This window comes from Thermoanaerobacter uzonensis DSM 18761, from assembly GCF_900129115.1.
GTDB lineage: Bacteria > Bacillota > Thermoanaerobacteria > Thermoanaerobacterales > Thermoanaerobacteraceae > Thermoanaerobacter > Thermoanaerobacter uzonensis.
In genome coordinates this window covers 22,347-45,014 of the sequence record NZ_FQUR01000008.1, presented here as the reverse complement: position 1 = coordinate 45,014, position 22,668 = coordinate 22,347, and the positions used below count along the sequence as shown (strand labels likewise).

28 protein-coding genes are annotated in these 22,668 nt (G+C 34.0%); 3 read left to right on the top strand and 25 right to left on the bottom strand.

What is annotated here, in order from left to right:
• Positions 1-40 precede the first annotated feature (40 nt).
• The 16 genes from BUB32_RS03445 to pta form a co-directional block, all read right to left on the bottom strand.
• Positions 41-274: a putative signal transducing protein gene (locus tag BUB32_RS03445; protein WP_042833120.1), complete on the bottom strand. Its 234-nt coding sequence runs from the start codon at positions 272-274 to the stop codon at positions 41-43.
• A 50-nt stretch (positions 275-324) separates the two neighbouring features.
• On the bottom strand, positions 325-585 hold the full coding sequence (locus BUB32_RS03440; protein ID WP_003869192.1) for a stage V sporulation protein S: 261 nt from the start codon (positions 583-585) through the stop codon (positions 325-327).
• Positions 586-690: 105 nt separating this feature from the next.
• Complete coding sequence (locus BUB32_RS03435) at positions 691-1,755, bottom strand: elongator complex protein 3 (RefSeq protein ID WP_072967505.1); 1,065 nt, start codon at positions 1,753-1,755, stop codon at positions 691-693.
• Positions 1,752-2,492 (bottom strand): ribonuclease III, encoded by a 741-nt coding sequence (gene rnc, locus BUB32_RS03430; RefSeq protein ID WP_072967504.1) that lies wholly within the window; start codon positions 2,490-2,492, stop codon positions 1,752-1,754. The genes BUB32_RS03435 and rnc overlap by 4 nt, the downstream gene beginning before the upstream one ends.
• Entirely contained in the window at positions 2,464-3,693 is a 1,230-nt protein-coding gene (gene fabF / locus BUB32_RS03425) for a beta-ketoacyl-ACP synthase II (protein ID WP_072967503.1), read from the bottom strand. Before fabF ends, rnc begins: the two co-directional genes overlap by 29 nt.
• 66 nt (positions 3,694-3,759) lie before the next feature.
• Entirely contained in the window at positions 3,760-3,987 is a 228-nt protein-coding gene (acpP, locus tag BUB32_RS03420; protein WP_003866668.1) for an acyl carrier protein, read from the bottom strand.
• A 42-nt stretch (positions 3,988-4,029) separates the two neighbouring features.
• On the bottom strand, positions 4,030-4,773 hold the full coding sequence (fabG, locus tag BUB32_RS03415) for a 3-oxoacyl-[acyl-carrier-protein] reductase (RefSeq protein ID WP_072967502.1): 744 nt from the start codon (positions 4,771-4,773) through the stop codon (positions 4,030-4,032).
• A gap of 2 nt (positions 4,774-4,775) precedes the next feature.
• On the bottom strand, positions 4,776-5,705 hold the full coding sequence (gene fabD / locus BUB32_RS03410; RefSeq protein ID WP_072967501.1) for an ACP S-malonyltransferase: 930 nt from the start codon (positions 5,703-5,705) through the stop codon (positions 4,776-4,778).
• A gap of 4 nt (positions 5,706-5,709) precedes the next feature.
• The gene (gene fabK, locus BUB32_RS03405) at positions 5,710-6,651 is read right to left on the bottom strand and encodes an enoyl-[acyl-carrier-protein] reductase FabK (protein WP_072967500.1); all 942 of its coding nucleotides are present in this window, start codon (positions 6,649-6,651) and stop codon (positions 5,710-5,712) included.
• Positions 6,652-6,663: 12 nt separating this feature from the next.
• Positions 6,664-7,659 carry a beta-ketoacyl-ACP synthase III gene (locus tag BUB32_RS03400; protein ID WP_072967499.1) on the bottom strand — a complete coding sequence of 332 codons (996 nt, stop codon included), beginning with the start codon at positions 7,657-7,659 and terminating at the stop codon, positions 6,664-6,666.
• On the bottom strand, positions 7,652-8,650 hold the full coding sequence (gene plsX / locus BUB32_RS03395; protein WP_072967498.1) for a phosphate acyltransferase PlsX: 999 nt from the start codon (positions 8,648-8,650) through the stop codon (positions 7,652-7,654). Before plsX ends, BUB32_RS03400 begins: the two co-directional genes overlap by 8 nt.
• The gene (gene fapR, locus BUB32_RS03390; RefSeq protein ID WP_072967497.1) at positions 8,634-9,236 is read right to left on the bottom strand and encodes a transcription factor FapR; all 603 of its coding nucleotides are present in this window, start codon (positions 9,234-9,236) and stop codon (positions 8,634-8,636) included. The genes plsX and fapR overlap by 17 nt, the downstream gene beginning before the upstream one ends.
• A gap of 117 nt (positions 9,237-9,353) precedes the next feature.
• Positions 9,354-9,536, bottom strand: coding sequence for a 50S ribosomal protein L32 (gene rpmF / locus BUB32_RS03385; protein ID WP_003868236.1), 183 nt, complete (start codon positions 9,534-9,536; stop codon positions 9,354-9,356).
• Positions 9,537-9,554: 18 nt separating this feature from the next.
• Entirely contained in the window at positions 9,555-10,040 is a 486-nt protein-coding gene (locus BUB32_RS03380; RefSeq protein WP_072967495.1) for a YceD family protein, read from the bottom strand.
• A 71-nt stretch (positions 10,041-10,111) separates the two neighbouring features.
• Positions 10,112-11,317: an acetate kinase gene (locus BUB32_RS03375; protein WP_072967493.1), complete on the bottom strand. Its 1,206-nt coding sequence runs from the start codon at positions 11,315-11,317 to the stop codon at positions 10,112-10,114.
• Positions 11,318-11,336: 19 nt separating this feature from the next.
• Positions 11,337-12,335 carry a phosphate acetyltransferase gene (gene pta / locus BUB32_RS03370; protein ID WP_072967491.1) on the bottom strand — a complete coding sequence of 333 codons (999 nt, stop codon included), beginning with the start codon at positions 12,333-12,335 and terminating at the stop codon, positions 11,337-11,339.
• Between the two features lie 132 nt (positions 12,336-12,467).
• Here pta and BUB32_RS03365 point away from each other — a divergent pair, with 132 nt between their 5' ends.
• Entirely contained in the window at positions 12,468-13,673 is a 1,206-nt protein-coding gene (locus BUB32_RS03365) for a nucleotidyltransferase (RefSeq protein WP_072967489.1), read from the top strand.
• 74 nt (positions 13,674-13,747) lie between these two features.
• Positions 13,748-14,929: a sporulation integral membrane protein YlbJ gene (gene ylbJ / locus BUB32_RS03360; protein WP_072967487.1), complete on the top strand. Its 1,182-nt coding sequence runs from the start codon at positions 13,748-13,750 to the stop codon at positions 14,927-14,929.
• On the opposite strand, the gene BUB32_RS03355 is transcribed toward ylbJ, so the two are convergent.
• The 9 genes from BUB32_RS03355 to BUB32_RS03315 all read right to left on the bottom strand — a co-directional run bounded on the left by BUB32_RS03355 (position 14,930) and on the right by BUB32_RS03315 (position 22,242).
• Positions 14,930-15,394 carry an ATPase gene (locus BUB32_RS03355; protein WP_072967485.1) on the bottom strand — a complete coding sequence of 155 codons (465 nt, stop codon included), beginning with the start codon at positions 15,392-15,394 and terminating at the stop codon, positions 14,930-14,932.
• Between the two features lie 18 nt (positions 15,395-15,412).
• Positions 15,413-15,892 carry a pantetheine-phosphate adenylyltransferase gene (gene coaD / locus BUB32_RS03350; protein WP_072967483.1) on the bottom strand — a complete coding sequence of 160 codons (480 nt, stop codon included), beginning with the start codon at positions 15,890-15,892 and terminating at the stop codon, positions 15,413-15,415.
• On the bottom strand, positions 15,889-16,443 hold the full coding sequence (rsmD, locus tag BUB32_RS03345) for a 16S rRNA (guanine(966)-N(2))-methyltransferase RsmD (protein WP_072967481.1): 555 nt from the start codon (positions 16,441-16,443) through the stop codon (positions 15,889-15,891). Before rsmD ends, coaD begins: the two co-directional genes overlap by 4 nt.
• A 224-nt stretch (positions 16,444-16,667) precedes the next feature.
• Positions 16,668-16,895 carry an alpha/beta-type small acid-soluble spore protein gene (locus BUB32_RS03340; protein ID WP_003869209.1) on the bottom strand — a complete coding sequence of 76 codons (228 nt, stop codon included), beginning with the start codon at positions 16,893-16,895 and terminating at the stop codon, positions 16,668-16,670.
• 144 nt (positions 16,896-17,039) lie between these two features.
• The gene (locus tag BUB32_RS03335) at positions 17,040-17,267 is read right to left on the bottom strand and encodes an alpha/beta-type small acid-soluble spore protein (protein ID WP_042833138.1); all 228 of its coding nucleotides are present in this window, start codon (positions 17,265-17,267) and stop codon (positions 17,040-17,042) included.
• Positions 17,268-17,382: 115 nt separating this feature from the next.
• The gene (locus BUB32_RS03330; protein WP_072967479.1) at positions 17,383-18,225 is read right to left on the bottom strand and encodes a DegV family protein; all 843 of its coding nucleotides are present in this window, start codon (positions 18,223-18,225) and stop codon (positions 17,383-17,385) included.
• 17 nt (positions 18,226-18,242) lie between these two features.
• On the bottom strand, positions 18,243-20,288 hold the full coding sequence (recG, locus tag BUB32_RS03325) for an ATP-dependent DNA helicase RecG (RefSeq protein WP_072967477.1): 2,046 nt from the start codon (positions 20,286-20,288) through the stop codon (positions 18,243-18,245).
• Positions 20,289-20,300: 12 nt separating this feature from the next.
• Positions 20,301-21,881 carry a DAK2 domain-containing protein gene (locus BUB32_RS03320; RefSeq protein WP_072967476.1) on the bottom strand — a complete coding sequence of 527 codons (1,581 nt, stop codon included), beginning with the start codon at positions 21,879-21,881 and terminating at the stop codon, positions 20,301-20,303.
• 10 nt (positions 21,882-21,891) lie between these two features.
• Entirely contained in the window at positions 21,892-22,242 is a 351-nt protein-coding gene (locus BUB32_RS03315) for an Asp23/Gls24 family envelope stress response protein (RefSeq protein WP_003868221.1), read from the bottom strand.
• A gap of 235 nt (positions 22,243-22,477) precedes the next feature.
• Here BUB32_RS03315 and rpmB point away from each other — a divergent pair, with 235 nt between their 5' ends.
• Positions 22,478-22,666 carry a 50S ribosomal protein L28 gene (rpmB, locus tag BUB32_RS03310; RefSeq protein WP_003868220.1) on the top strand — a complete coding sequence of 63 codons (189 nt, stop codon included), beginning with the start codon at positions 22,478-22,480 and terminating at the stop codon, positions 22,664-22,666.
• Positions 22,667-22,668: the final 2 nt, after the last annotated feature.

The window sequence follows — 22,668 nt, the reverse complement described above, 5'->3', positions numbered from 1 at the left end:
CACCACTCCTTATGCACCTTCCATTTTACCACATCTACATTTAAATTTCATCTTCATTTTTTCGTATTTCTTCTACAATCTCCTCTATTTCTTCCTTATAAGAAGAAGGTGCCAATATTTCTCCCCATCCTGTTACCATTTGAAACAATCCATCATAAGCCGTATCATGATAACTTCTTATAAAATGTGGTATCCCCTTTTCTTTTAAAATGCCTTCTATCAATTTCGCTTCTATTTCATTTTCCAACACTAAAATTTTAACAAAGCCTTCCATTAAAATCACCTCTATATAAAAATAAAACCTGCTAAAAAAGCAGGTTTAGATTATCTTGGTTCTACAATAAATTTTATCGCTGTCCTCATTTCGCCGTCTATCTCAATCTCTGAAAAGGCAGGAATCGCAATTAAGTCTATGCCATTTGGCGCCACAAACCCCCTCGCTATTGCAATAGCCTTAACCGCCTGATTTACTGCACCTGCCCCCACCGCCTGAATTTCTGCTGAAGATTTTTCTCTTAAGACGGCTGCTAATGCACCTGCTACAGACTTAGGTTTAGATTTAGCTGATACTTTTAGAACCTCCACTGTAAAATAACCTCCTTCATACATTATTGTGAAAATGAATACATTTGATATATATTTATATATTCGATAAAAAACCAATATTTCCTTCTTTTTTATAAAATTTTTTTAAAAATTATTTTTTATAAAATCGGTTATAGAAATACGCATAATCTTTTTATCAATGCAAACAACTACTTTGTCGTCAGTCAGACTATTTAATATTGTAAATTCCATTTTTACATTGTATTTTTTTTCTAAAAACAACTTGTTGAATTTTTTTTGCCCTATAATTGTTGAAATTCGTCTTTCATTAGAAAAAATTGTAACATTTGTGTCCCTTATATTTTTATCCTCAAATACTTTTAGGAGAATATCAAGAATAACACTGGACTCAACTAATTGCCCCATCGCAGGATGAAAAGGACCTGCTACAATATCTTTATTATAATTAATATTTTCTGTCGTTTGAAGTCCAATACGAATGACATCAATATTATTCTTAATAAAAATTATATACATTTTCTTTGAAATTTCAACAGCCTCTTGCAAGGTCAGAGGAAAGAATCTTCCTTTTTTATACATTCTTTCAAGATAAGTATTTTTAATCACCAAAGTAGGATAAATCCTCACAAAATCAGGTTTCAACTCCACAATCTTATAAGCAGTATTTAAAGATTTCTCTAAGTTATCTCCAGGTAGTCCTATCATTATTTGCAATCCTAATTTAAAGTCATACTGTCGAATTAGATTCACAGCTTTTACGACATCCTCACTTGTATGACCTCTTCTACTTTTTAAAAGCACTTCTTCATCCATTGACTGTACTCCAAGTTCTATTATTGAAACTTCGTATCTCTTAAGATTTTGTAAAATCTCAGTGTCTATATAATCAGGACGAGTAGACAAACGAATAGCATCTATTTTGCCTTTGTCCAAATATTCTTTCGCAATTCCCAAGTAGAGATTTTGCATATCCTGTGGTATTCCAGTAAAACTACCCCCAAAAAATGATACCTCTATTTCTGCATCCCTTGGAAGAGTTTTTAAATGGGTTTCTATAGTTTGCCTTACGTATTCTTCTGTTATCTCCTGCTGTTGGCCTGTTATTGAATTTTGATTGCAAAAAACACACTTAAAAGGGCAACCTAAATGGGGTATAAAAAGCGGTATTATATACATCTTTTTTTTCATTTTAATATCCCCAATTTGATTAATGCTTCCATAGCCGCAGTTTGCTCGGCTTCTTTTTTACTTTTACCATAACCCTTTCCTAATATTACATCACCAATCCGCACTTGAGTTACAAAAGTTTTATTATGGTCAGGACCTATTTCCTCTATTAACTCATAGATAATTTTCCCTATTTCCATGCTTTGAACAACTTCTTGCAGCTTTGTTTTATAGTCGCGATAAATAAGCCCTTCCAAAACTTCTTCAATGATATCTTTGAACAATTCTAAAATTACATTGCGAGCGGCTTCTAATCCTCCATCCAGATATACAGCAGCCAGTATCGCTTCCATAGCATCTGCAAGAATAGAATCTCTTTCTCTTCCTCCAGTCAGTTCTTCTCCTTTGCCAATGCGCAAAAAGTTGCCTAATTCTATTTCTCTTGCACATCTGGCAAGGGAGGGCTCACAAACTATTTCAGCTCTATATTTAGAAAGAGAACCTTCTTCTAAATCTTTTCTATTCTTGTACAAATACTCACTTATTACAAGACTTAGGACAGAATCTCCTAAAAACTCCAATCTTTCATTGCTAATCTTGCTATTTTTACCTTCGTGAGCCCATGAACTGTGAGTTAAAGCTTCTATAAGCAAATTTTTATCTTTAAAACTATAGTTTATCCTCTTTTCTAATTCAGACAAATTTCCTCTTTTCACTTCCATACCTCTTTTAAAATTTTTTAAAAAGTAATGTCCCATTATGTCCCCCAAAGCCAAAGGAATTAGAAATCGCATAATTTACTTCTTTTTCTATAGCCTTGTTAGGCACATAGTTCAAATCACATTCTGGATCAGGAGTTTCGTAATTAATAGTAGGAGGTATAATGCCATTTTTTATAGTCAAAACAGTAGCAACAGCCTCTATTGCCCCTGCTGCTCCTAATAAATGCCCTATCATAGACTTGATAGAACTTACATAGAGTTTATACGCATGGTCTTTAAAGACTTTCTTTATAGCCATTGTTTCAAATTTGTCGTTATATTCAGTGGAAGTTCCATGAGCATTGATATAATCTATTATGTCAAAACTTACTTTTCCGTCCTTTAAAGCTGCTTCCATTGCACGAGCAGCTCCTTCTCCTTCTGGCGCAGGAGCAGTTATGTGGTAAGCATCATCTGTAGCACCATAACCTATTATCTCTGCATAAATTTTAGCTCCTCTTTTTTGCGCATGTTCTAAAGATTCTAAAATTAAGCTTGCAGACCCTTCTCCCATTACAAAACCATCTCTATTCAAATCAAAAGGACGAGAGGCTTTTTTAGGGTCCTCATTTGTGGACATAGCTTTCATTGCACAAAAACCTGCGAAAGACATAGGAGTTATAGCTGCTTCAGTACCACCTGTAACTATAAGGTCTGCATCTCCTCTTTGAATAGCTTTAAAAGCTTCTCCTATAGCATTAGTACTGGAAGCACAGGCATTTACTATAGTCTCGTTTATCCCTTTTAACCCAAAAGTTATTGCAATTTGACCGGCTGCCATATTTGCTATCATCATAGGGATGAAGAATGGACTTACTTTTCCGGGACCTTTTTCATACATAATTTTCAACTGGTTTTCAAAAGTTTCAATTCCTCCTATTCCTGTACCGTAAATGACCCCAAACCTGTTTAAATCAACTTTAGAAAGGTCAATTTGCGAATCCTCTAATGCCAATTTCGCACTGGCAACAGCAAACTGGATAAACCTATCCATTCTTCTTGCTTCTTTTTTATCTATATATAAAGTGGGTTCGAAATCTTTTACTTCCGCTGCTACCTTAGTAGGAAACTCCGCCACATCAAACTTAGTAACAGTATCTATTCCAGACTCACCGCTTATTAAAGAATTCCAAAATTTTTCTACAGTATTACCTATTGGTGTAATAACTCCTACTCCCGTTACAACTACTCTGTTCATCAGTTAAAACCCCCAAAATAGAGTAAAATTTTATATTGCATAAAGTCCCGCAACGCGGGACCTCAATTATTCAAGATTGCTTAAATATTCTACTACATCACCTACTGTCTTAATCTTTTCAGCATCTTCATCAGGAATTTCAATATCAAACTCTTCTTCCAGAGCCATTATGAGCTCTACTATGTCCAAAGAGTCTGCTCCTAAATCATCTATAAAAGATGACTCCATCGTTATTTCCTCTGGATCAATGCCAAGTTGCTCGGCTATTATGTCCCTTACTTTTTCAAAAATCATACCTTCTTCACCTCCTCTCAAAAATTATACATTATGATAATATTACATAACCATTCCTCCGTCAACATTTATTACTTGCCCAGTAATGTAATCTGAAGCGGGACTAGCTAAAAAAGCAACTAATTCAGCTACATCCTCCGGTTTTCCAGCTCTTTTCAAAGGAATACTATTTAACATATTTTCTTTTATTTCATCTTTTAACACACTTGTCATCTCTGTTTCAATGAAGCCAGGAGCTACAGCATTTACTGTTATTCCCCGACTCGCTAACTCTTTTGCAACAGATTTAGTAAGTCCTATCACTCCTGCTTTAGAAGCAGCATAATTAGCTTGACCTGCATTTCCCATTATTCCAACAACTGATGTAATATTTATTATTTTCCCTTGTCTCTTTTTTATCATATACTTTGATGCAAATTTTATTACATTAAATGTACCTTTTAAATTTACATCTATTACCTGGTCCCACTCATTTTCATCCATTCTCAAAATTAAATTATCCTTTGTAATTCCCGCATTATTTACTACAACATCTATACTACCAAATTCTTCTACAATTTTATCTATTGCTTTTTCCACTTCATCATATTTAGAGACGTCACATTTGACAGCCATTGCCTCTACTCCATACTCTTTTGCTTCTTTTACAACCTCTTCAGCACTTTTATCACTTTTTGAATAGTTGACGACAATATTAAAACCATCTTTTGCTAAACGTAAAGCAATTGCTCGTCCTATTCCTCTTGACCCACCTGTTATAAAAGCAGTTTTTCTTTCAGTTTCCATACTTATACCCCCAAAGTAGAGAGAGTCTTTAAAAGGGACTCCTCATCTTCAAAATTATAAGCATCTTTAGTTCTATCAATCTTTTTAACAAAACCTGTAAGAGTCTTTCCTGGGCCTATTTCAACGAAAGTATCTACTCCATCTTCAATCATTCTTTTTACAGATTGTTCCCATCGCACAGGATGACTCACCTGTTTTATGAGCAAATCTTTAACTTCTTCCTTTGTAACATAGTTAGCTGTTACATTTGATATTACAGGAACTTTTAACTCTTTTATTTCTATTTTTTCTAAATCCTTTTTCAAAAGTTCTCCTGCTTTTTTTAACATGCTGCAGTGGAAAGGAGCACTTACTGCCAATACTACTGCTCTTTTTGCACCTTTTTCTTTTGCTAGCTCGACAGCTTTTTCCACAGCTTTTACTTCTCCAGATATAACTAATTGTCCAGGGCAATTATAATTAGCAGGTTCTACTATTCCAACTTGTGACGAAATACGGCAAATCTCTTCTACTACTTCATTTTCAAGTCCCAGTATTGCTGCCATAGTACCCACTCCTTGGGGTACCACTTCCTGCATATATTTCCCTCTATTTTTCACAACTCTAACTGCATCTTCAAAATCCAAAGCTTCAGCCAATACTAAAGAGGAATACTCTCCTAAACTCAATCCTGCAGTAACCTCAGCATTTATCCCTCTATTTTGCAAAACCTTTGTTAAAGCAACAGAAACCGTTAAAATGGCCGGCTGAGTATTTTCTGTTTTCATAAGTTCTTCTTCTGGTCCTTCAAAACAAAGTTCAGATATGCTAAACCCCAAAGCTTCATCTGCTCTTTCAAAAATTTCTCTTGCCTCTTGGTATTTTTGGTATATTTCTTTGCCCATTCCAGCATATTGGGCACCTTGCCCGGGGTAAATAAAAGCTACTTTCATTTTTTCACCTCATTTTATTCAAATTGTCAATTACTTCCTCGGCTTGTTTTATTATGTCCTCTATTATTTCTTTAACAGGTTTAATATCATTTATAAGTCCCGCAATTTGCCCTGCCATAACAGACCCGTATTCTACATCACCGTCTACTACTGCTGCTCTTAATTTTCCTTCCCCTAATTTTTCTAATTGTTCCTTAGGAGTACCCATTTGTTCTAACTTTTCAAATTCTCTCGTCAGTTTGTTTTTTAATGACCTGACTGGATGACCTGTGCTTCTCCCTGTAACAACGGCATCTCTGTCTTTTGCTTTTACAATATATTCTTTATAACGAGGATGCGCAGTACATTCAGTAGAGCATACAAACCGAGTTCCCATTTGAACTCCCGAAGCACCTAAGCAAAATGCCGCAGCAAAACCCCGTCCGTCAGCAATTCCTCCTGCAGCAATGACTGGAATTTTAACAGCATCTACTACTTGAGGTACCAACGCCAAAGTCGTCAATTCTCCAATATGACCTCCCGATTCTGTTCCTTCAGCAATAACAGCATCTACCCCAATGTCCTCCATTCTTTTTGCTAATGCTACTGAAGGCACAACAGGAATAACTTTAATACCCCGTTCTTTAAGTCTTTGTATGTACTTACCTGGATTCCCTGCTCCAGTAGTAATAACTTCTACTTTTTCTTCTAAAATAACCTCCATAACTTCATCAACAAAAGGAGACAAAAGCATTACATTGACGCCAAAAGGTTTATCAGTAAGTTCTCTTGCCTTCCGTATCTGTTCCCTTACAAAACTGGCAGGTGCATTACCTGCTCCTATTATTCCTAAACCTCCTGCATTTGAGACTGCAGCAGCTAGTTCTGCAGTTGCGACCCATGCCATTCCACCCTGAAATATTGGATATTTTATATTGAGCATTTCTACTATTTTCGTTTTAAACATATTTTTCACCCCTTACTTGCTCCATCTTATAACACTTGATGCCCAAGTCAAACCTGCACCAAAAGCGACAGTTAGTATGACATCGCCTTTTTTTATCAGTCCTTTTCTATAGGCTTCATCTAAAGCTATAGCAACAGAGGCTGCAGAAGTATTCCCGTATTTATCAAGGTTTATATAAACTTTATCATTGCTGAGTTTTAACCTCTTCCTCGCCGCTTCAATTATTCTTGTGTTTGCTTGGTGAGGTATAAGCATATCTATGTCTTCTGGTTTTAAACCACATCTGTTTAAAGCCTCAATAGTAGCACTATCCATTACTTTTACTGCAAATTTAAATACTTCTTGTCCCTCCATAAAAATAGTATGTAAATTCTTTTTTACAGTCTCTTCACTAGCAGGCATTCTTGAACCTCCTGCTGGCATGTACAAGTATTTTCCTCCATCTCCATCAGCTCCTAAATAAGCACTTAATATTCCATATCCATTTTCTACTCTTCCTACCACAGCTGCTCCTGCTCCATCTCCAAAGAGAACACAAGTGTTCCTGTCTTTCCAATTAGTAATCTTAGACAAAGTTTCTGCTCCAATAACTAATACTTTGTTATACATACCAGTCTCTACAAATTGTTGAGCAATAGCAAGTCCGTATATAAAGCCTGAACATCCGACAGAGATATCAAAAGCGGCTGCGTTGGCTGCACCCAAATTAGCTTGAACTATGCAAGCAGTAGATGGGAAATTCATATCAGGTGTAACAGTTGCGACAATGATCATGTCAATTTCTGAAGGGTCAACTTTAGCATCTTCCAAAGCCTTCTTTGCGGCTTCAGTAGCCAAGTCAGAAGTAGCTTGTGAAGGATCTGCAATGCGCCTTTCTTTAATTCCTGTCCTTGTAGTAATCCATTCATCAGAGGTATCTACCATTTTTTCTAAATCAAAATTAGTAAGAACTTTTTCGGGAACATGACTTCCTGTACCTAAAATTCCTGCAGCAATCTTTTCACACACTTAACTCATCCCCCATTGATTCAATTTCTTCTTTTATATGATTTAAAACATCATTATCTACAAAATTTTTAGTTTGTTTTATCGCATTAAAAATAGCTTTTGCTTTTGAGTTGCCATGGGCTTTTATAACTGGCTTTTTAATTCCTAAAAGAGGAGCTCCTCCGTATTCGGTGTAATCCATTTTTTTAGTTATTCTTTTTAGTCCCCCCATTATCAAAAGAGCACCCAGTTTAGTAAAAATATTTCGTGTCAACTCTTCCTTTAAAAGTTGAGAAATTACAGAGGCAATTCCTTCCATAGACTTTAATATCGCATTTCCCACAAACCCATCGCAGACTACAACTTCACAGACGCCGTAAGGAATATCTCTTCCTTCTACATTCCCAATAAAATTTAGTTTTGATTTTTTAAGTTCTTCAAAAGCCTTTTTTACTACTTCATTACCTTTTTCCTCTTCTACTCCTATATTAAAAAGCCCTACTTTTGGCCTTTCTATCCCAAACATTTTTTGTGCATAAACATGTCCCATGACAGCAAATTGCACCAAATTTTGAGCATCACAATTAGTATTAGAACCTGCATCTAATAACACAGTAGCCCCATTTAAAGTAGGAAGTATTGGAGCCAAAGCCGGTCGCTCAATTCCTTTAATGCGTCCTAAATTAAGCAATGCTCCTGCCATGAGAGCTCCTGTATTGCCAGCTGACAAAAAAGCATCCACTTCTTCCTTTTTAAGAAGTTCTAAACCTACTATCATTGAAGAATCCTTTTTCCTTCTAACAGCCGTAACAGGTGCTTCATCATTTTCAATAACTTCTGAAGCATAAACAAGCTTAAGCCTTTCCTCTTTTCCTTGGAGGCCACGTAAAACTTCTTCTCTTCCAACAAGGACAATTTCCATATCTCGGAAATAATTTAGTGCCTCTAAGCTGCCTTTAATTATCTCCTCTGGAGCATGGTCACCACCCATAGCATCAATTGCTAATCTCAACAGTGTCACTCCTTTTTTTTAGAAAATCCTCATCAATGGCTACTAAAATGAACTTACCTCTGAATACTTCCTTATCTTTAACTTTTATCTTAACCCAGACAAAATATTTGTTTCCTCTTTGACGTATCACTTCGGCTTTCGCCACAAGTCTATCTCCTACTTTAACGGGAAACTTGTACTTTATGTTTGCAACTCCAATTAAAGCAGCAGAGGCATCAATAACAGACATAGCTAAAGACTCAGCTTGAGAATAAATGTATTGCCCTTTCACAATTTTTGTCTTGACAAAAACCATATCCTCTGTAGGCTCAAAAATCGAAATACCCTTTTTTCCTAATTCTAAGTCTATTAATTCTCCAACTACTTCAGTACCTGTAATAGTTCTCACTTTTTGATAATTTTCTTCTGCAACACTTTTTATACGCTCTCTAACTTCAGGGATTCCTAATTCCATCCTGTCAAGTCTTATAGTTTGTACACTTACTCCAAACATTTCTGCTAACTCGTCATCAGTATAAAAGGGGTTAGTATTTATTTTTTCTTTTAAAAGTCTTTGTCTTTCTACTTTACTCATTCGCACAGCCATATTACCAGCTCCAGATATTAGTTGTTTTTATGACCTACCCAAAATTATAAATTATTTTTTTTGTAAAATCAACTAAAAAAAGTAGTAATAGGTCTTTTCCTATTACTACTTTTTGTGTTACTCTTCTACTTTTATTACCTCTCTATCTTTGTAATAGCCGCAGTTTGGACATACTCTATGAGGTAGTTTAGGCTCATGACATCTTGGACACAACACGTAAGCCGGTGCAGCTATTTTATAACTATTATTCCTTCTAGTATCTCTTCTCGCCTTTGATGTCCTCCTCTTTGGAACTGGCATCTTTAACACCTCCTACATCTATTGCAGTAGTTTAGAAAGGACGGTAAGCCGCGGATCAATATTTTCCCGCTTGCAGCTACAGGTTTGGTGGTTTAAATTAGTGCCGCAAACAGGGCACAGGCCTTTGCAATCTTCTTTGCACAAAAATTTCATTGGCAATGACAATATCACAAAATGAACTACAAAAGTAGTTAAATCAAAATTTTCATAAAAACTATCATCTACTTCTTCGTCTACTGACTCCTCTACATATTCCCGTAATTTAAGGTCTAAATTATAAACAAATTCATCCAAACACCTGTCGCAGACGGCATTTATACTACCTGTCATATCAAGTTCTGCCAAAAGCCCTTCTTTTTGTGCGGTAATAGTACCTTTTACATGTAGAGGAGTTACAACTTTGTGTTCTTCCCCTTTAAATTCAATGCTCTCTATGTCCTCTACATAGTCTATATTTACGCTGCGGCCAAGCTGTCCTTTGATTTTTAATAGATCGATTTTCATTTTTCTTCACACACCTTAAAATAATTGACATCACCTATTATACTAACCCCACAATCCGTTGTCAAGATTATCTACTTTAAACCTTTTACCAATTTTTCAGTATCCTTAGCAATCATATATTCTTCATTTGTAGGAATAACCATAACTTTAACTTTTGAATCTTCTGTAGATATAATTTCCTCTTTTCCTCTTACCTTATTCTTCTCTTTGTCCAGTTTAAAACCTAAAAACTCTAGATCCTCTAAAATAAACTCTCTCATTTCTGGTCCATTTTCTCCAACTCCAGCAGTAAACACAATTACATCAACACCACCCATAGCAGCTGTATAAGAACCTATTGTCTTTTTCACCCTATAAGCGAAAACTTTTAATGCCAACATAGCTCTTTTATGCCCTTCTTTAAAAGCTGCATTTTCTATATCTCTAAAGTCATTACTTATTCCTGAAATTCCGTACACACCTGATTTCTTATTAAGTATATCTATAACCTGTTCTGCAGTCAAGCCTTCTTTTTCCATTAAGAAAGTTATAATTGAAGGATCAACATTTCCAGACCTTGTACCCATAGCCAGCCCTTCTAATGGAGTAAATCCCATACTTGTATCTATCGACTTACCGCCTTTAACCGCAGCGATACTAGACCCATTCCCTAAATGGCAAGTAATAATTTTTAACTCTTCAATAGGCCTATTTAATATTTCAGCAGCTCTTAAAGATACATATTTATGGGATGTCCCATGGAATCCATATCTTCTTATTCTGTATTTCTCGTAGTATTCATAAGGAATGGGATAAATATACGCATAATCTGGCATTGTTTGATGGAAAGCCGTATCAAAAACTGCTACCATTGGCACCCCTGGCATTATCTGCTGACAAGCTTTTATTCCCTCAATATTAGCAGGATTGTGCAAAGGTGCAAGGTCAATACATGCTTCTAATTTTTTAATCACCTCATCGTCAATCAATACAGAATCAGTAAAAAACTCTCCACCATGAACGACTCTATGTCCTACTGCATCTATTTCTTTCATATCCTTTAATATTCCGATTTCTTTATCTACTAAAGCCTCTAAAACAATTTGTATAGCTTCTTTGTGATTTTTCATATCTTTTTGTATCTTTATTTTATCTTTGCCCTCTACTTGATGAGTTAAAAGAGAATCATTGATACCTATTCTTTCCGCCAATCCTTTCGCTAACACTTTTCCATTATCCATATCCAATAATTGATACTTTAATGACGAACTTCCACAGTTCATGACTAAAATTTTCATAATCGCTGCCTCCTCAAAGTTATTTTTGCACCCCTTGAGCTTGTACACAAGTTATTGCTATAACATTAACAATATCTTCTACACTACAACCTCTTGACAAGTCATTGATAGGTTTTGCAAGACCTTGAGAAATTGGGCCGATAGCATTAGCTTTAGCAAGTCTTTGCACTAGCTTATATCCAATGTTTCCAGCTTGCAAGTCTGGGAAAATAAGCACATTTGCATTTCCTGCTACAGGACTTCCTGGAGCCTTTAACTCCCCTACTTCTTTGACAATCGCAGCATCTAATTGAAGCTCACCATCAATTAGCAAATCAGGCGCCAATTCTTTTGCGATTTTTGTCGCATTTTTCACCTTATCTACTAATTCATGGTTTGCACTTCCTTTAGTAGAAAATGACAGCATAGCAATTCTAGGCTCAATTCCAGCAAGGACTTTTGCAGTATGGGCAGAAGCAATGGCAATTGCTGCTAATTCCTCTTCATTAGGATTAGGGTTTATCGCACAATCAGCAAAAATAAATACCCCATTACTCCCATAAGTACAATTAGGCACTTCCATAATAAAAGCACTGGATACTACTTTCACATTAGGAGCCGTCTTTACAATTTGAAAAGCCGGTCTGAAAACATCAGCAGTAGCGTGAATTGCCCCAGATACCATACCATCAACATCGTCTAATTTGACCATCATGCACCCATAGTACATAGGGTCTTTCATAATTTGATATGCCTGTTCTTCTGTAACTCCTTTGTTTTTTCTCAAATTATAATATTCTTCAGCATATTTTTGCAAAAGAGGCGACTTTTCAGGGTCTATAATTTCTGCTTTCGCGATATCCAATCCCTTTGCTTTTTCTTTTATCTCTTCTTCCTTCCCTAATAAAACCACATCGGCAATACCTTCTTTGATAACTCTTTCGGCAGCTTTTAAAGTCCGCGCTTCACTTCCCTCAGGAAGCACAATTCTTTTTTTATTAGCTTTAGCTTTTTGTATGATACTATCCATTACTGCCATTTAAAATCTCCCTTCCTTTTTCAATTTTATCACTATAATATTGTATACACGATCTCCCTTTTACATTTTATCATATTTTATGTAAAATAATAAGTATATCTTAAAAAATTTTTTGAAAGGGTAAGAAGTTATATGGGGATTTTAGGAATTATTGTCGAATATAATCCTTTTCACAACGGCCACCTTTATCATCTTCAAACTTCAAAAAAATTAACCAAATGCGATTATACTATAGCAGTAATGAGTGGAAACTTTGTACAAAGAGGAGAACCAGCTATTGTTGATAAGTGGAAACGAACTGAGATAGCGTTAAGAGCAGGCATAGATTTAGTCATTGAATTACCAGTAGTATACGCTACTTCCACTGCAGAAAATTTTGCTTATGGAGCAGTGAAATTATTAGATTCTTTAAAAATAGTAGATTGCATCTCTTTTGGGAGTGAAAAAGGCGATTTAAATGAACTCACAAAAATTGCTGAAATGCTTTTAGAAGAGCCAATTTATTACAGAAAAGCATTAAAAGAATATTTAAAAATCGGCATCACTTTTGCAAAGGCCCGTGAATTAGCATTACAAAAAGTTATAAATAATAATGAAATAGAAAAGATTTTACAAACATCCAATAACATATTGGCAATAGAATACCTTAAAGCTCTAAAGAAAATAGGCAGTTCTATTATACCTTTTACTATAAAGCGAAGAGGCTCTTTATATACTTCGTTAGAACTAAAAGAAGAATTTGCTAGTGCTTCTTCTATAAGAAAGCATATTTTTGAAAATGGACTAGAAGGCTTAGAAAAATATATACCGGACTTTACAAAAGAAATTTTGCAAAATTCTTTTGAAAAAAAACAAGGGCCCATATCTTTAGAGGAATTTTCTAATATTTTAATTTATCTGTTGAGAAATCACATTCCTCTCAATCACATATTTGATGTCTCTGAAGGCTTAGAAAATAAAATTTACAAAGCTTCTTATAAAACTAATAATGTTGAAGAACTTATAAAACTTGTAAAATCAAAGCGATACACAGAAAGCAGAATAAGACATATACTCATTCATTTATTGCTTAATATAGATAAACAAATTTTTAAAGAATTTGATGGCCCTAATTATATAAGGGTTTTGGGTTTTAATGAAAAGGGCAAAGAAATGCTAAGAGAAATAAAGAAAAAATCTACCCTTCCTATAATCACAAAAGTATCACAATATAAAATCAAACTATCTAATACTAAAATGTTTGAAAAAGATTTATTTGCTACTGATGTCTATACTCTAGCTTATAAAAACTCCTCTATCGCTGGTTTAGACTTCATACATCCTTTAATAAAACTTTAAATTCCCCACCATTCATTTTTAAAGGACTTTCTAAATAATATAGTAATGATACCAAAACAAGGTGGGGATAAATCTTGAAAAACACCTTTTTAAATATCTTTATTTCTTTTTTAATTTTAATGGTACTATCTTTAATACTTTTCCCTAAAGAAGCATTAGAAGCCGCCAGAGGCGGTATAAACCTTTGGCTTTTTACTATTACTCCTTCTCTACTTCCTTTTTTCATAGGTTCAGAGCTTCTTTTGCAATTAGGAGTAGTGCATTTTTTAGGCACTTTTTTAGAACCTATAATGAGACCTTTATTTAACGTGCCTGGAAGTGGCTCTTTTGCAATGGCAATAGGATACACTTCCGGTTATCCCGTGGGGGCTCAAGTGATATCAAGACTTTGGGAAGAAAATTTATGCACAACAGAAGAAGCAGAAAGACTCATGTCCTTTTGCAATAATTCAGGCCCGCTTTTTATGTTAGGGGCCGTCGCAATTGGCATGTTCGGTAGTTCAAAAGCCGGATACATAATTATGGCTTCTAATTACTTAGCAGCTATAACCACTGGACTTCTCTTTCGTCTCTACAAGAAAAATTCTTATAAAAAGCTTCCCTCAACAAAAAACCTTTTAAACGCTGCCATCAAAAAAATGTATTATACAAGAGAGCAGAACAAAAAAAGCTTAAGTACTATCCTGTCAGAAGCTGTCTTTAAATCAACAAATACTATTATCATGATAGGAGGTTATGTTATACTTTTTTCAGTGGTAATAGAATTTTTAAAACTGTATAAAATTTTGGATTTTCTTTCTTACTTCATATCTCCTTTATTCTTATTATTAGGTTTTGACAAAAGTCTAATACCTGCTTTCTTAAGTGGCTTCTTAGAAATAACAGTAGGTTCAAACTTAATAAGCCAAGTTTCTGCACCTTTAGAACAAAAAGTAGTATTAGTAAGCGCTATAATAGCATGGGGCGGAATATCGATACATGGACAAGTGTTAGGAGTAATAGCAAAAACAAAAATAAAATATCTTCCTTATTTCATTGCAAAAACAATCCAATTTTTTCTTGCCGCTTTATACTCCTATTGGTTACTCTCTATAGTAAAAATTCAACAAGAAAATGCAGTTTCCCACGTTTTCAACCCATATACTTACAAAAATTCCTGGGACCTATTTCAATTTTCTTTAGTAATTTTTATAATTATCACCTTGACTATCCTACTTTTTGCAATAGCTATAAAACAATATCTACAACAGCATTAACTATTTATTGCCTTTTAATTCTTCTCTATTTCTCCTAATAGTTTCCAATATTTCAGACACCTGTGATTCAATTTTAGCGAGCAATTCATCAGCATATTCTCTACTTCCTAACCTTATTTCCTTTGCATTAGCTTGGGCAGTAGAGATTATTTCTGCTGCCGTCTTTTCCGCCTTTTTAACTATCTCACTTTCACTCACCATTTCCTTAATCTTTTGTTCGGCTTCTTTTGTTATCATTTCTGCTTCCTGTTGTGCCTCTAAAAGAATTCTTTGCCTTTCTTGTTTGATCCATTCCGCCCTTTTAAATTCATCTGGCAATTTTATTCGGATTTGTTTTATTAAGTCCAAAACTTCTTCTTTGTTTATCAAAACTTTGTTAGAAAGAGGAATAGAAGAACTGTTTTCTATAATGTTTTCTAATTCTTCTAAAAGATTAAGAACCTCTAAACCATCAAAATTTGACAAAAATAAAACCCCCTTTAATTATCTTAAAAATTTTTCTTTTAATTTTTGAGTCACAATGTCAGGCACAAACTCAGAAAGGCAACCACCAAATTGTGCAATTTCTTTTACTACACTGGAACTTAAATATCCATACTTTGCATTAGTCATTAAAAAAATAGTTTCAACAGAAGGGTTTAATTTTTTATTGATTAGCGCCATTTGGAATTCATATTCAAAATCCGATACCATTCTTAAGCCTTTTATTATAGCATTAGCATTGACTTTTTTAGCATAATCCACCAACAAACCATCAAAATAATCAATCTCTACATTAGAAATATCATAAGTTACCGCTTTTAAAAGCTCTACCCTTTCTTCCACTGAAAATAAAGGCTTTTTCGACGGGTTTAAAAGCACAGCTACAATAAGCCTATCAAACAAATTTGCTCCTCTTTTTATAATATCAATGTGTCCATAGGTAACTGGATCAAAACTCCCTGGATAAATTGCAGTTTTCATATTTCCTCCTTATAAAATGATAATATTGTCTCCCCATATTTATTTTCTCTTATCTTTACTAAATTTTCATACCTTTCTCTTACTTTATCATTTTTATGGTGTTCTGCTATGATAATACCGTCTTCCTTTAAAACTTTAGCCTCTCCAAGCTTTATAAGAGTTTTTTCGGCAAGGTTTTGATAATAAGGGGGATCTAAAAATATTATATCAAACTTTGTGCTATTTTTGTCTAATATTTCAATAACTTTCAACACATCTCGATGGAGTATTTTAGCAAAAGGTATTAAATTTAATTCAGCTACATTCTCCCTTATGCATTTTATGCTTTTTAAACTTTTATCTACAAAATAGCAAAACTGGGCCCCTCTGCTTAATGCTTCGATGCCTATATTTCCTGTACCCGCAAATAAATCCAAAAAAATACTTCCTTCTATTTTATTCATCAATATATTAAACAGCGATTCTTTAACTCTATCAGCAGTTGGCCGCACTTCACTACCATCTAAAGATTTTACCTTTCTTCCCTTTAACTTACCTGCTATCACTCTCAAAGACATTACCCCCCACTTCAACAATTATTTTAGCATATTTTTTAAAAATATCACAAAAAGTATGTATAAAATTTTTTCAAAATGGCAAATAATATTTATGGGATCAGAAATTTCCCCAAAATTCTTCCTTCAATTTCTCCTCTCCCAGTCCAGGTAGGCAACTACCTGGATTAAAATTTTAAAAGGGCAATCACAAGGACTGCCCTTTTTTATTATAAATTATTTTATTTCCAAGTTCCTTTGCTGGCCATCTGGCTTTCTGCCATTTGTATCATTTTCCTCACCATATGGCCACCTACAGCACCACAATCTCTTGATGTGAGGTTGCCCCAGTAACCATCAGCTGGAGGAGTTATTCCTAATTCATTAGCTATCTCATACTTCCATTGGCTCATAACCTGTTTTGCTTCTCTTACCACAAGAGGATTCTTAGTTTCTGATCCTACAGCCATTTTAATCACCTCCTAAATCATGTTCCATTATTAATTTAACCCGCTATTTAGGTTATATACCTGTAAACAATTGCTATATATACCTTTTGATATTAAAAAGGATATCCCAAAGGGATATCCTTTTTTTATATTTAATAATATGATTTATTTCCAAGTTCCTTTGCTGGCCATCTGGCTTTCTGCCATTTGTATCATTTTCTTTACCATATGGCCACCTACAGCACCACAATCTCTTGATGTAAGGTTGCCCCAGTAGCCATCAGCTGGAGGAGTTATTCCTAATTCTCTTGCTATTTCATATTTCCATTGGCTCATAACCTGTTTTGCCTCTTTTACCACAAGAGGATTTTTGGTTTCTGATCCTGCTGCCATTTCAATCACCTCCATTTGTGTTTGTATTATTAATTTAACCAAATTGCTTTTTTATAAACTATAAATTTGTTTTCAAAAATGTATAAAAGTGATTGAAATGGCAAATAATAAAAATTTATTTTTCCTCAAAAAACACTCCTGCCGCATCAGGACCTGCATGGGTGCCTATTCCGCAGCCAGCTCTTGACCTTAAAAACTTAGTTATCCCTAACTCACTTCTTAAAGCAGCTTCTATTTCATTTAAAAATTCTTCTTTATCCGTATGAATTAATCCAACTTCTCTATCTGTAAAATCTACTCCTGTATTTTTCATATAATCAATCATCCAGCGAATAACCTTTTTTTGACCTCTAACCTTATCTACTATTTTTAATTCCCCATCATCATTCATTAAAATAGGCTTTATATTCAAAATATTTCCTATAAAAGCCTGTGATTTAGGTAGACGCCCTCCTCTGTACAGATAGTCTAAAGAATCAAAAGCCATTATATACCTAATTTTAGGAATTAAATCATACACTTTTTTAACAATTTCCTCCTTAGAAGCTCCTGCAACTGCCATTTTAGCAGCTTGAAGAACTAACATACCATTTCCTAAAGAATAATGTCTTGAATCGATAACCTCAATTCTTTTTGAGTCCACCATATCTCTTGCAATCACAGCCGATTGATAAGTACCACTTAATTTTGAAGATAAAATTATGGCAATTATGTAATCATAACTTTTTAACAAATCTTTAAAAACTTCCATAAATTCTACTGGTGAAGCTTGAGTAGTTGTTGGCATTTTCCCTTCTTTTAAAAGCCCATAGAATTCTTCTTTTGTTATATCTACCCCATCTTTATAACTTGCACCATCAATATTGATAGTTAGAGGAACTATAAATATCCTATAAGTTTTCACTAAATCCTCAGGTATGTCAGACAAGCTATCTGTAACAATTGCTATCTTTTCCATACTACTATTCTCCTTCTCTAATTTAATATTATTCCTTCTAATTTTTGATAAAATTGATTAAGTAAAATACTTTTTAGATTTGGATGGTTTTCAAGTTTAGGGTCTTTTTCCAGTAACTCTTCTACATCTTTTTGCACTGTCTTTATAATATCTATGTCTTCAAAAATGTTAGCAATTTTAAATTCAGGAAGTCCATGCTGTCTTAATCCTAGAAATTCACCTGGCCCTCTTATTTCTAAATCTTTTTCTGCAATTTTAAATCCATCAGAAGTTTGAGCCAAAACTCCCAGTCTTTTTTTAGCTATGTCAGAATTAGAATAACTAATCAAAATACAATAAGACTGAAATTCTGACCTACCGACTCTACCTCTAAGTTGATGAAGCTGTGCAAGTCCAAACCTTTCTGCATTTTCTACAATCATCACTGTTGCATTAGGTACATTTACTCCCACCTCTATTACTGTAGTCGAAACTAAAATATCGATTTTGCCATTTACAAACTCTTCCATAACCTTTTCTTTATCGCTGTCATTCATTTTACCGTGTAAAAGTCCTACTTTAGCTTCCTTAAAAGCATCTTTATAAATTTCTCTATATACTATTTCGGCAGACATCGCATTTATTTTATCCGATTCTTCAATTAAGGGACAAACTACATAAACTTGCCTTCCCTTTTTTACTTCCTTCATTGCAAACTCGTAGGCTTTCTTTCTCACAGAAGAAGAAATAACGTAGGTTTTAACTTTTTTTCTCCCGGGAGGTAATTGGTCAATTATTGATATATCCAAATCTCCATATAGAATGAGAGCCAATGTACGAGGAATTGGTGTAGCTGTCATAACCAAAACATCGGGATTTTCACCTTTTTTTGTCAAAAGTGCCCTTTGTCTCACACCAAATCGGTGTTGTTCATCAGTTATACAAAGTCCTAAATTGTTAAAAATCACATCATCCTCTATTAGTGCATGTGTCCCTACTACAATATCATAATCTCCATTTTTAATTTTTTCTAGTACTTCTTTTTTATTAGAAGGTGAAATGCTGCCGGATAAAAGCCCAATTTTTATATCAGTATTTCTAAAAAGCTCTTTTAACGTATAATAATGCTGTTTTGCCAATATCTCCGTTGGAGCCATCATTGCCACTTGATAGCCATTTTTGACAGCAATGTACATGCTGCAAGCTGCAACAACTGTTTTACCAGAACCCACATCTCCCTGCACCAAACGATTCATCACTTTGTGAGAATTCATATCTGCAATTATTTCTTTTAAAACTTTTATCTGCGCCGAAGTCAATTTAAATGGTAATCCCACGAGAAAAGGCTTTAACTCCACTCTTTCAAATTTTATCCCCTTTTTCCCTTTAACAGACCTTTTCACTAAAAATAGGGCCATTTGCAGCAAAAAAAGTTCTTGATATTTAAATCTGTATTTTGCCTGCTCTAAATATGCTTCATTTTGTGGAAAATTTATATTAATTAGTGCATTTTTTATGTCCATTAAACCTTTTTCAAATAGAAATTCCTCATCAAAAAACTCTTCTACTTCCTGTACATAATCCTTAAGGGCATTAAACATTATCTTCCTGATAGCATTTTGCGTCAATCCTTCTGTAAGCCCATAAATAGGAACTATCCTTCCAGTGTTTAATCTAAAATCTTCACTTTTCTCTAAAACAGGATTTTCTACTATTAACTGTCCATATTTAAATTGTAATTTACCGTTTATTATATATTCTTCACCAATTTTAAAATTATTCTTTATATAGGGTTGATTATACCACACTAATTCTACTGCACCTGTCCCATCTTTTACAGGCACTTTAGTTATGATGACTTTTGAAGTCTTTATTTCTCGGGGACTACCTGCAATATAACCTCTAAAAGTTTGTTTTTCCCCAACTTTTAGGTCCTCAATCTTTAAAATATCGCTTCTATTCTCATAATCTTTGGGAAAATAGAATAATAAGTCCTCTACCGTGTTTATTCCCAATTTTTTAAGAAGTTTTGCCCTTTTAGGTCCAACTCCTTTTACGTACTGAATATCCAGATTTAAAGGCATTTCATTTCACCTTTACTCTATTGATATAACATAATAGTAAAGCGGCTGACCTCCAAAATAAATTTCCACATCTGCCTCTACGGAAAGAGAATTTTTCAATTCCTCCGCTTTTTCTTTTGTAACTTCTTCCCCATAATATATGCTGACTAATGAAGAATCCTCATCTAAAGCTTTATAAATCAATTCTTGTGCTACTTTATTATAATCTTTTCCTACTGATTCCAGACTGTCATTTATAAAACCTAACACATCTCCTTTTTTGATTTCAAAACCATTTATTTGTGTGTCTCTTATTGAATAAGTCACTTCAATTGTCTTTATATTACTTAATATTTCTTTTATTCTAGCTACATTTTCCTCTAAACTTTTTTCAGTATCAATATTTACAATGGCAGTTATAGCTTCATTAAAATTATTGGTTGGGATTATCTCTACTTTCTTATTTGATAAGGCTTTTGCTTGTTCGCAAGCCATTATTATATTTTTATTATTAGGAAAAACTAAAATATTTTCCGCATTTATCTTTTTTATACCATCTAAAATGTCATTTGTACTAGGATTCATCGTTTGCCCACCATTTATAATAACATCACAGCCCAGCTCTGAAAAAAGATTTTTAATTCCTTCTCCATTAGCTACAACTAAAACTCCATATTTTTTCTCAGGCTTCCTCTCTTCACTTACTAAACTCTCATGTTGTATTCTCATATTGTCAATTTTTACTTTTATAAGTTCACCTATTTTAAGCCCTTCTTCTAATACTAATCCAGGATTGTTGGTATGCACATGGACTTTTAAAATGCCATCATCTGAAACCAATACCAGGCTATCTCCAAATCTTCTAAATTTCTCCTTTAAAATAGCTTCTGCATAAGTCTTTTTTGTTTTGACTAATATTTCTGTACAATATAAAAATCTTAAATCCTCCACAACTTGTTTATTTGTTACTATCCCTTCTAAAACTTCTATCGGCTCAATTTTGTTTCCTTTATACCCTTCAAACATCCCTTTTAATACATACACAAATCCCATTCCACCAGAATCAACTACTCCAGCCTCTTTTAAAACTGGTAAGAGATTGGGAGTGTTTTCTAAGGACTTTTCTGCAGCTTCAATAATCTTCGTGAAGAATTCTTCAAAATTTTCAACTTGTTTACATATTTTTTCAGCCTCTTCTGCAGTTTCCCTACATACTGTGAGAATAGTACCTTCTACAGGTCTCATAACTGCTTTATAAGCTACCTCTACACCAGCTTTCAAGCCTTCTGCAAAATCGCAAGGAGTTATCTTTTTTGTATCTCTAAGTCGTTTAGAAAAGCCTCTAAAAATCTGGGATAAAATAACTCCAGAATTACCTTTTGCCCCCATCAATGTGCCTTTAGAAATAGCATCTAAAACGTCTTTTATCGTATCTTGTGATTTTTCTAACTCTTTGGCGGCGTATTGCATTGTATACGCCATATTAGAGCCAGTGTCACCATCCGGAACAGGAAAAACATTAAGTTTATCAACTTCTCCTTTATTGTTAAAAAGATAATTCGAGCTTGCAATCATCATGTTCTTTAAAGTTTTCCCATCTAAGTACTTCAACATAACTTCCTCCTCAATTATCAACTTTAATTCCCTGAACATTTATTATTACATTTTCCACTTTTACTCCTACAAATTTCTCGACAGCATATTTCACTTTTTCAATAGCATTCGCTGAAACAGTTTTTATATTTACACCGTATAGGACAACTATATAAACTTCCAGTGTTACACCATCTTCTGTAGCTAAAACTTTGACTCCTCTCCCTGAATTTTCTGTTTTAAATATCTCTATTAATCCATTTGCTCCTCTCCTCCCCAAGCCTACTATCCCATAACACTCCGCTACTGCTCTACTGGTTATAGCAGCAATTGCATCATTTGAGATATTTATTACTCCATATTTGTTTTTTATTTGAATCATTAATATCCCTCCAAATCAATCTTAATTTATATTTTACCTGAATATTTCAATAACATCAACTAGCCTGCGATGTCTGCTATATTACTCACCTATTAAAATTTTACACCTGCTTTATTGTAAAGGTATTTACATTTACAAAAGATGATGATAAAATAATATCGTTGTGTTAATTTCTCTATTGTGGAGGTAACTATTTTTTGATAAAATATTATTGTCTTTCAAAGGAGGTGCAACTATGCTTAAATGCGATATTTGTGGAAAAGGGCCTTTAGCAGGCTATCAATATAGCCACTCCCACAGAAAATCTATAAGAAAGTGGAAACCTAACATAAAAAAAGTAAGAGCTATAGTAGATGGTACTCCTGTTAGACTCCATGTATGTACAAAATGCTTAAAAGCAGGAAAAGTACAAAGAGCATTATAAAG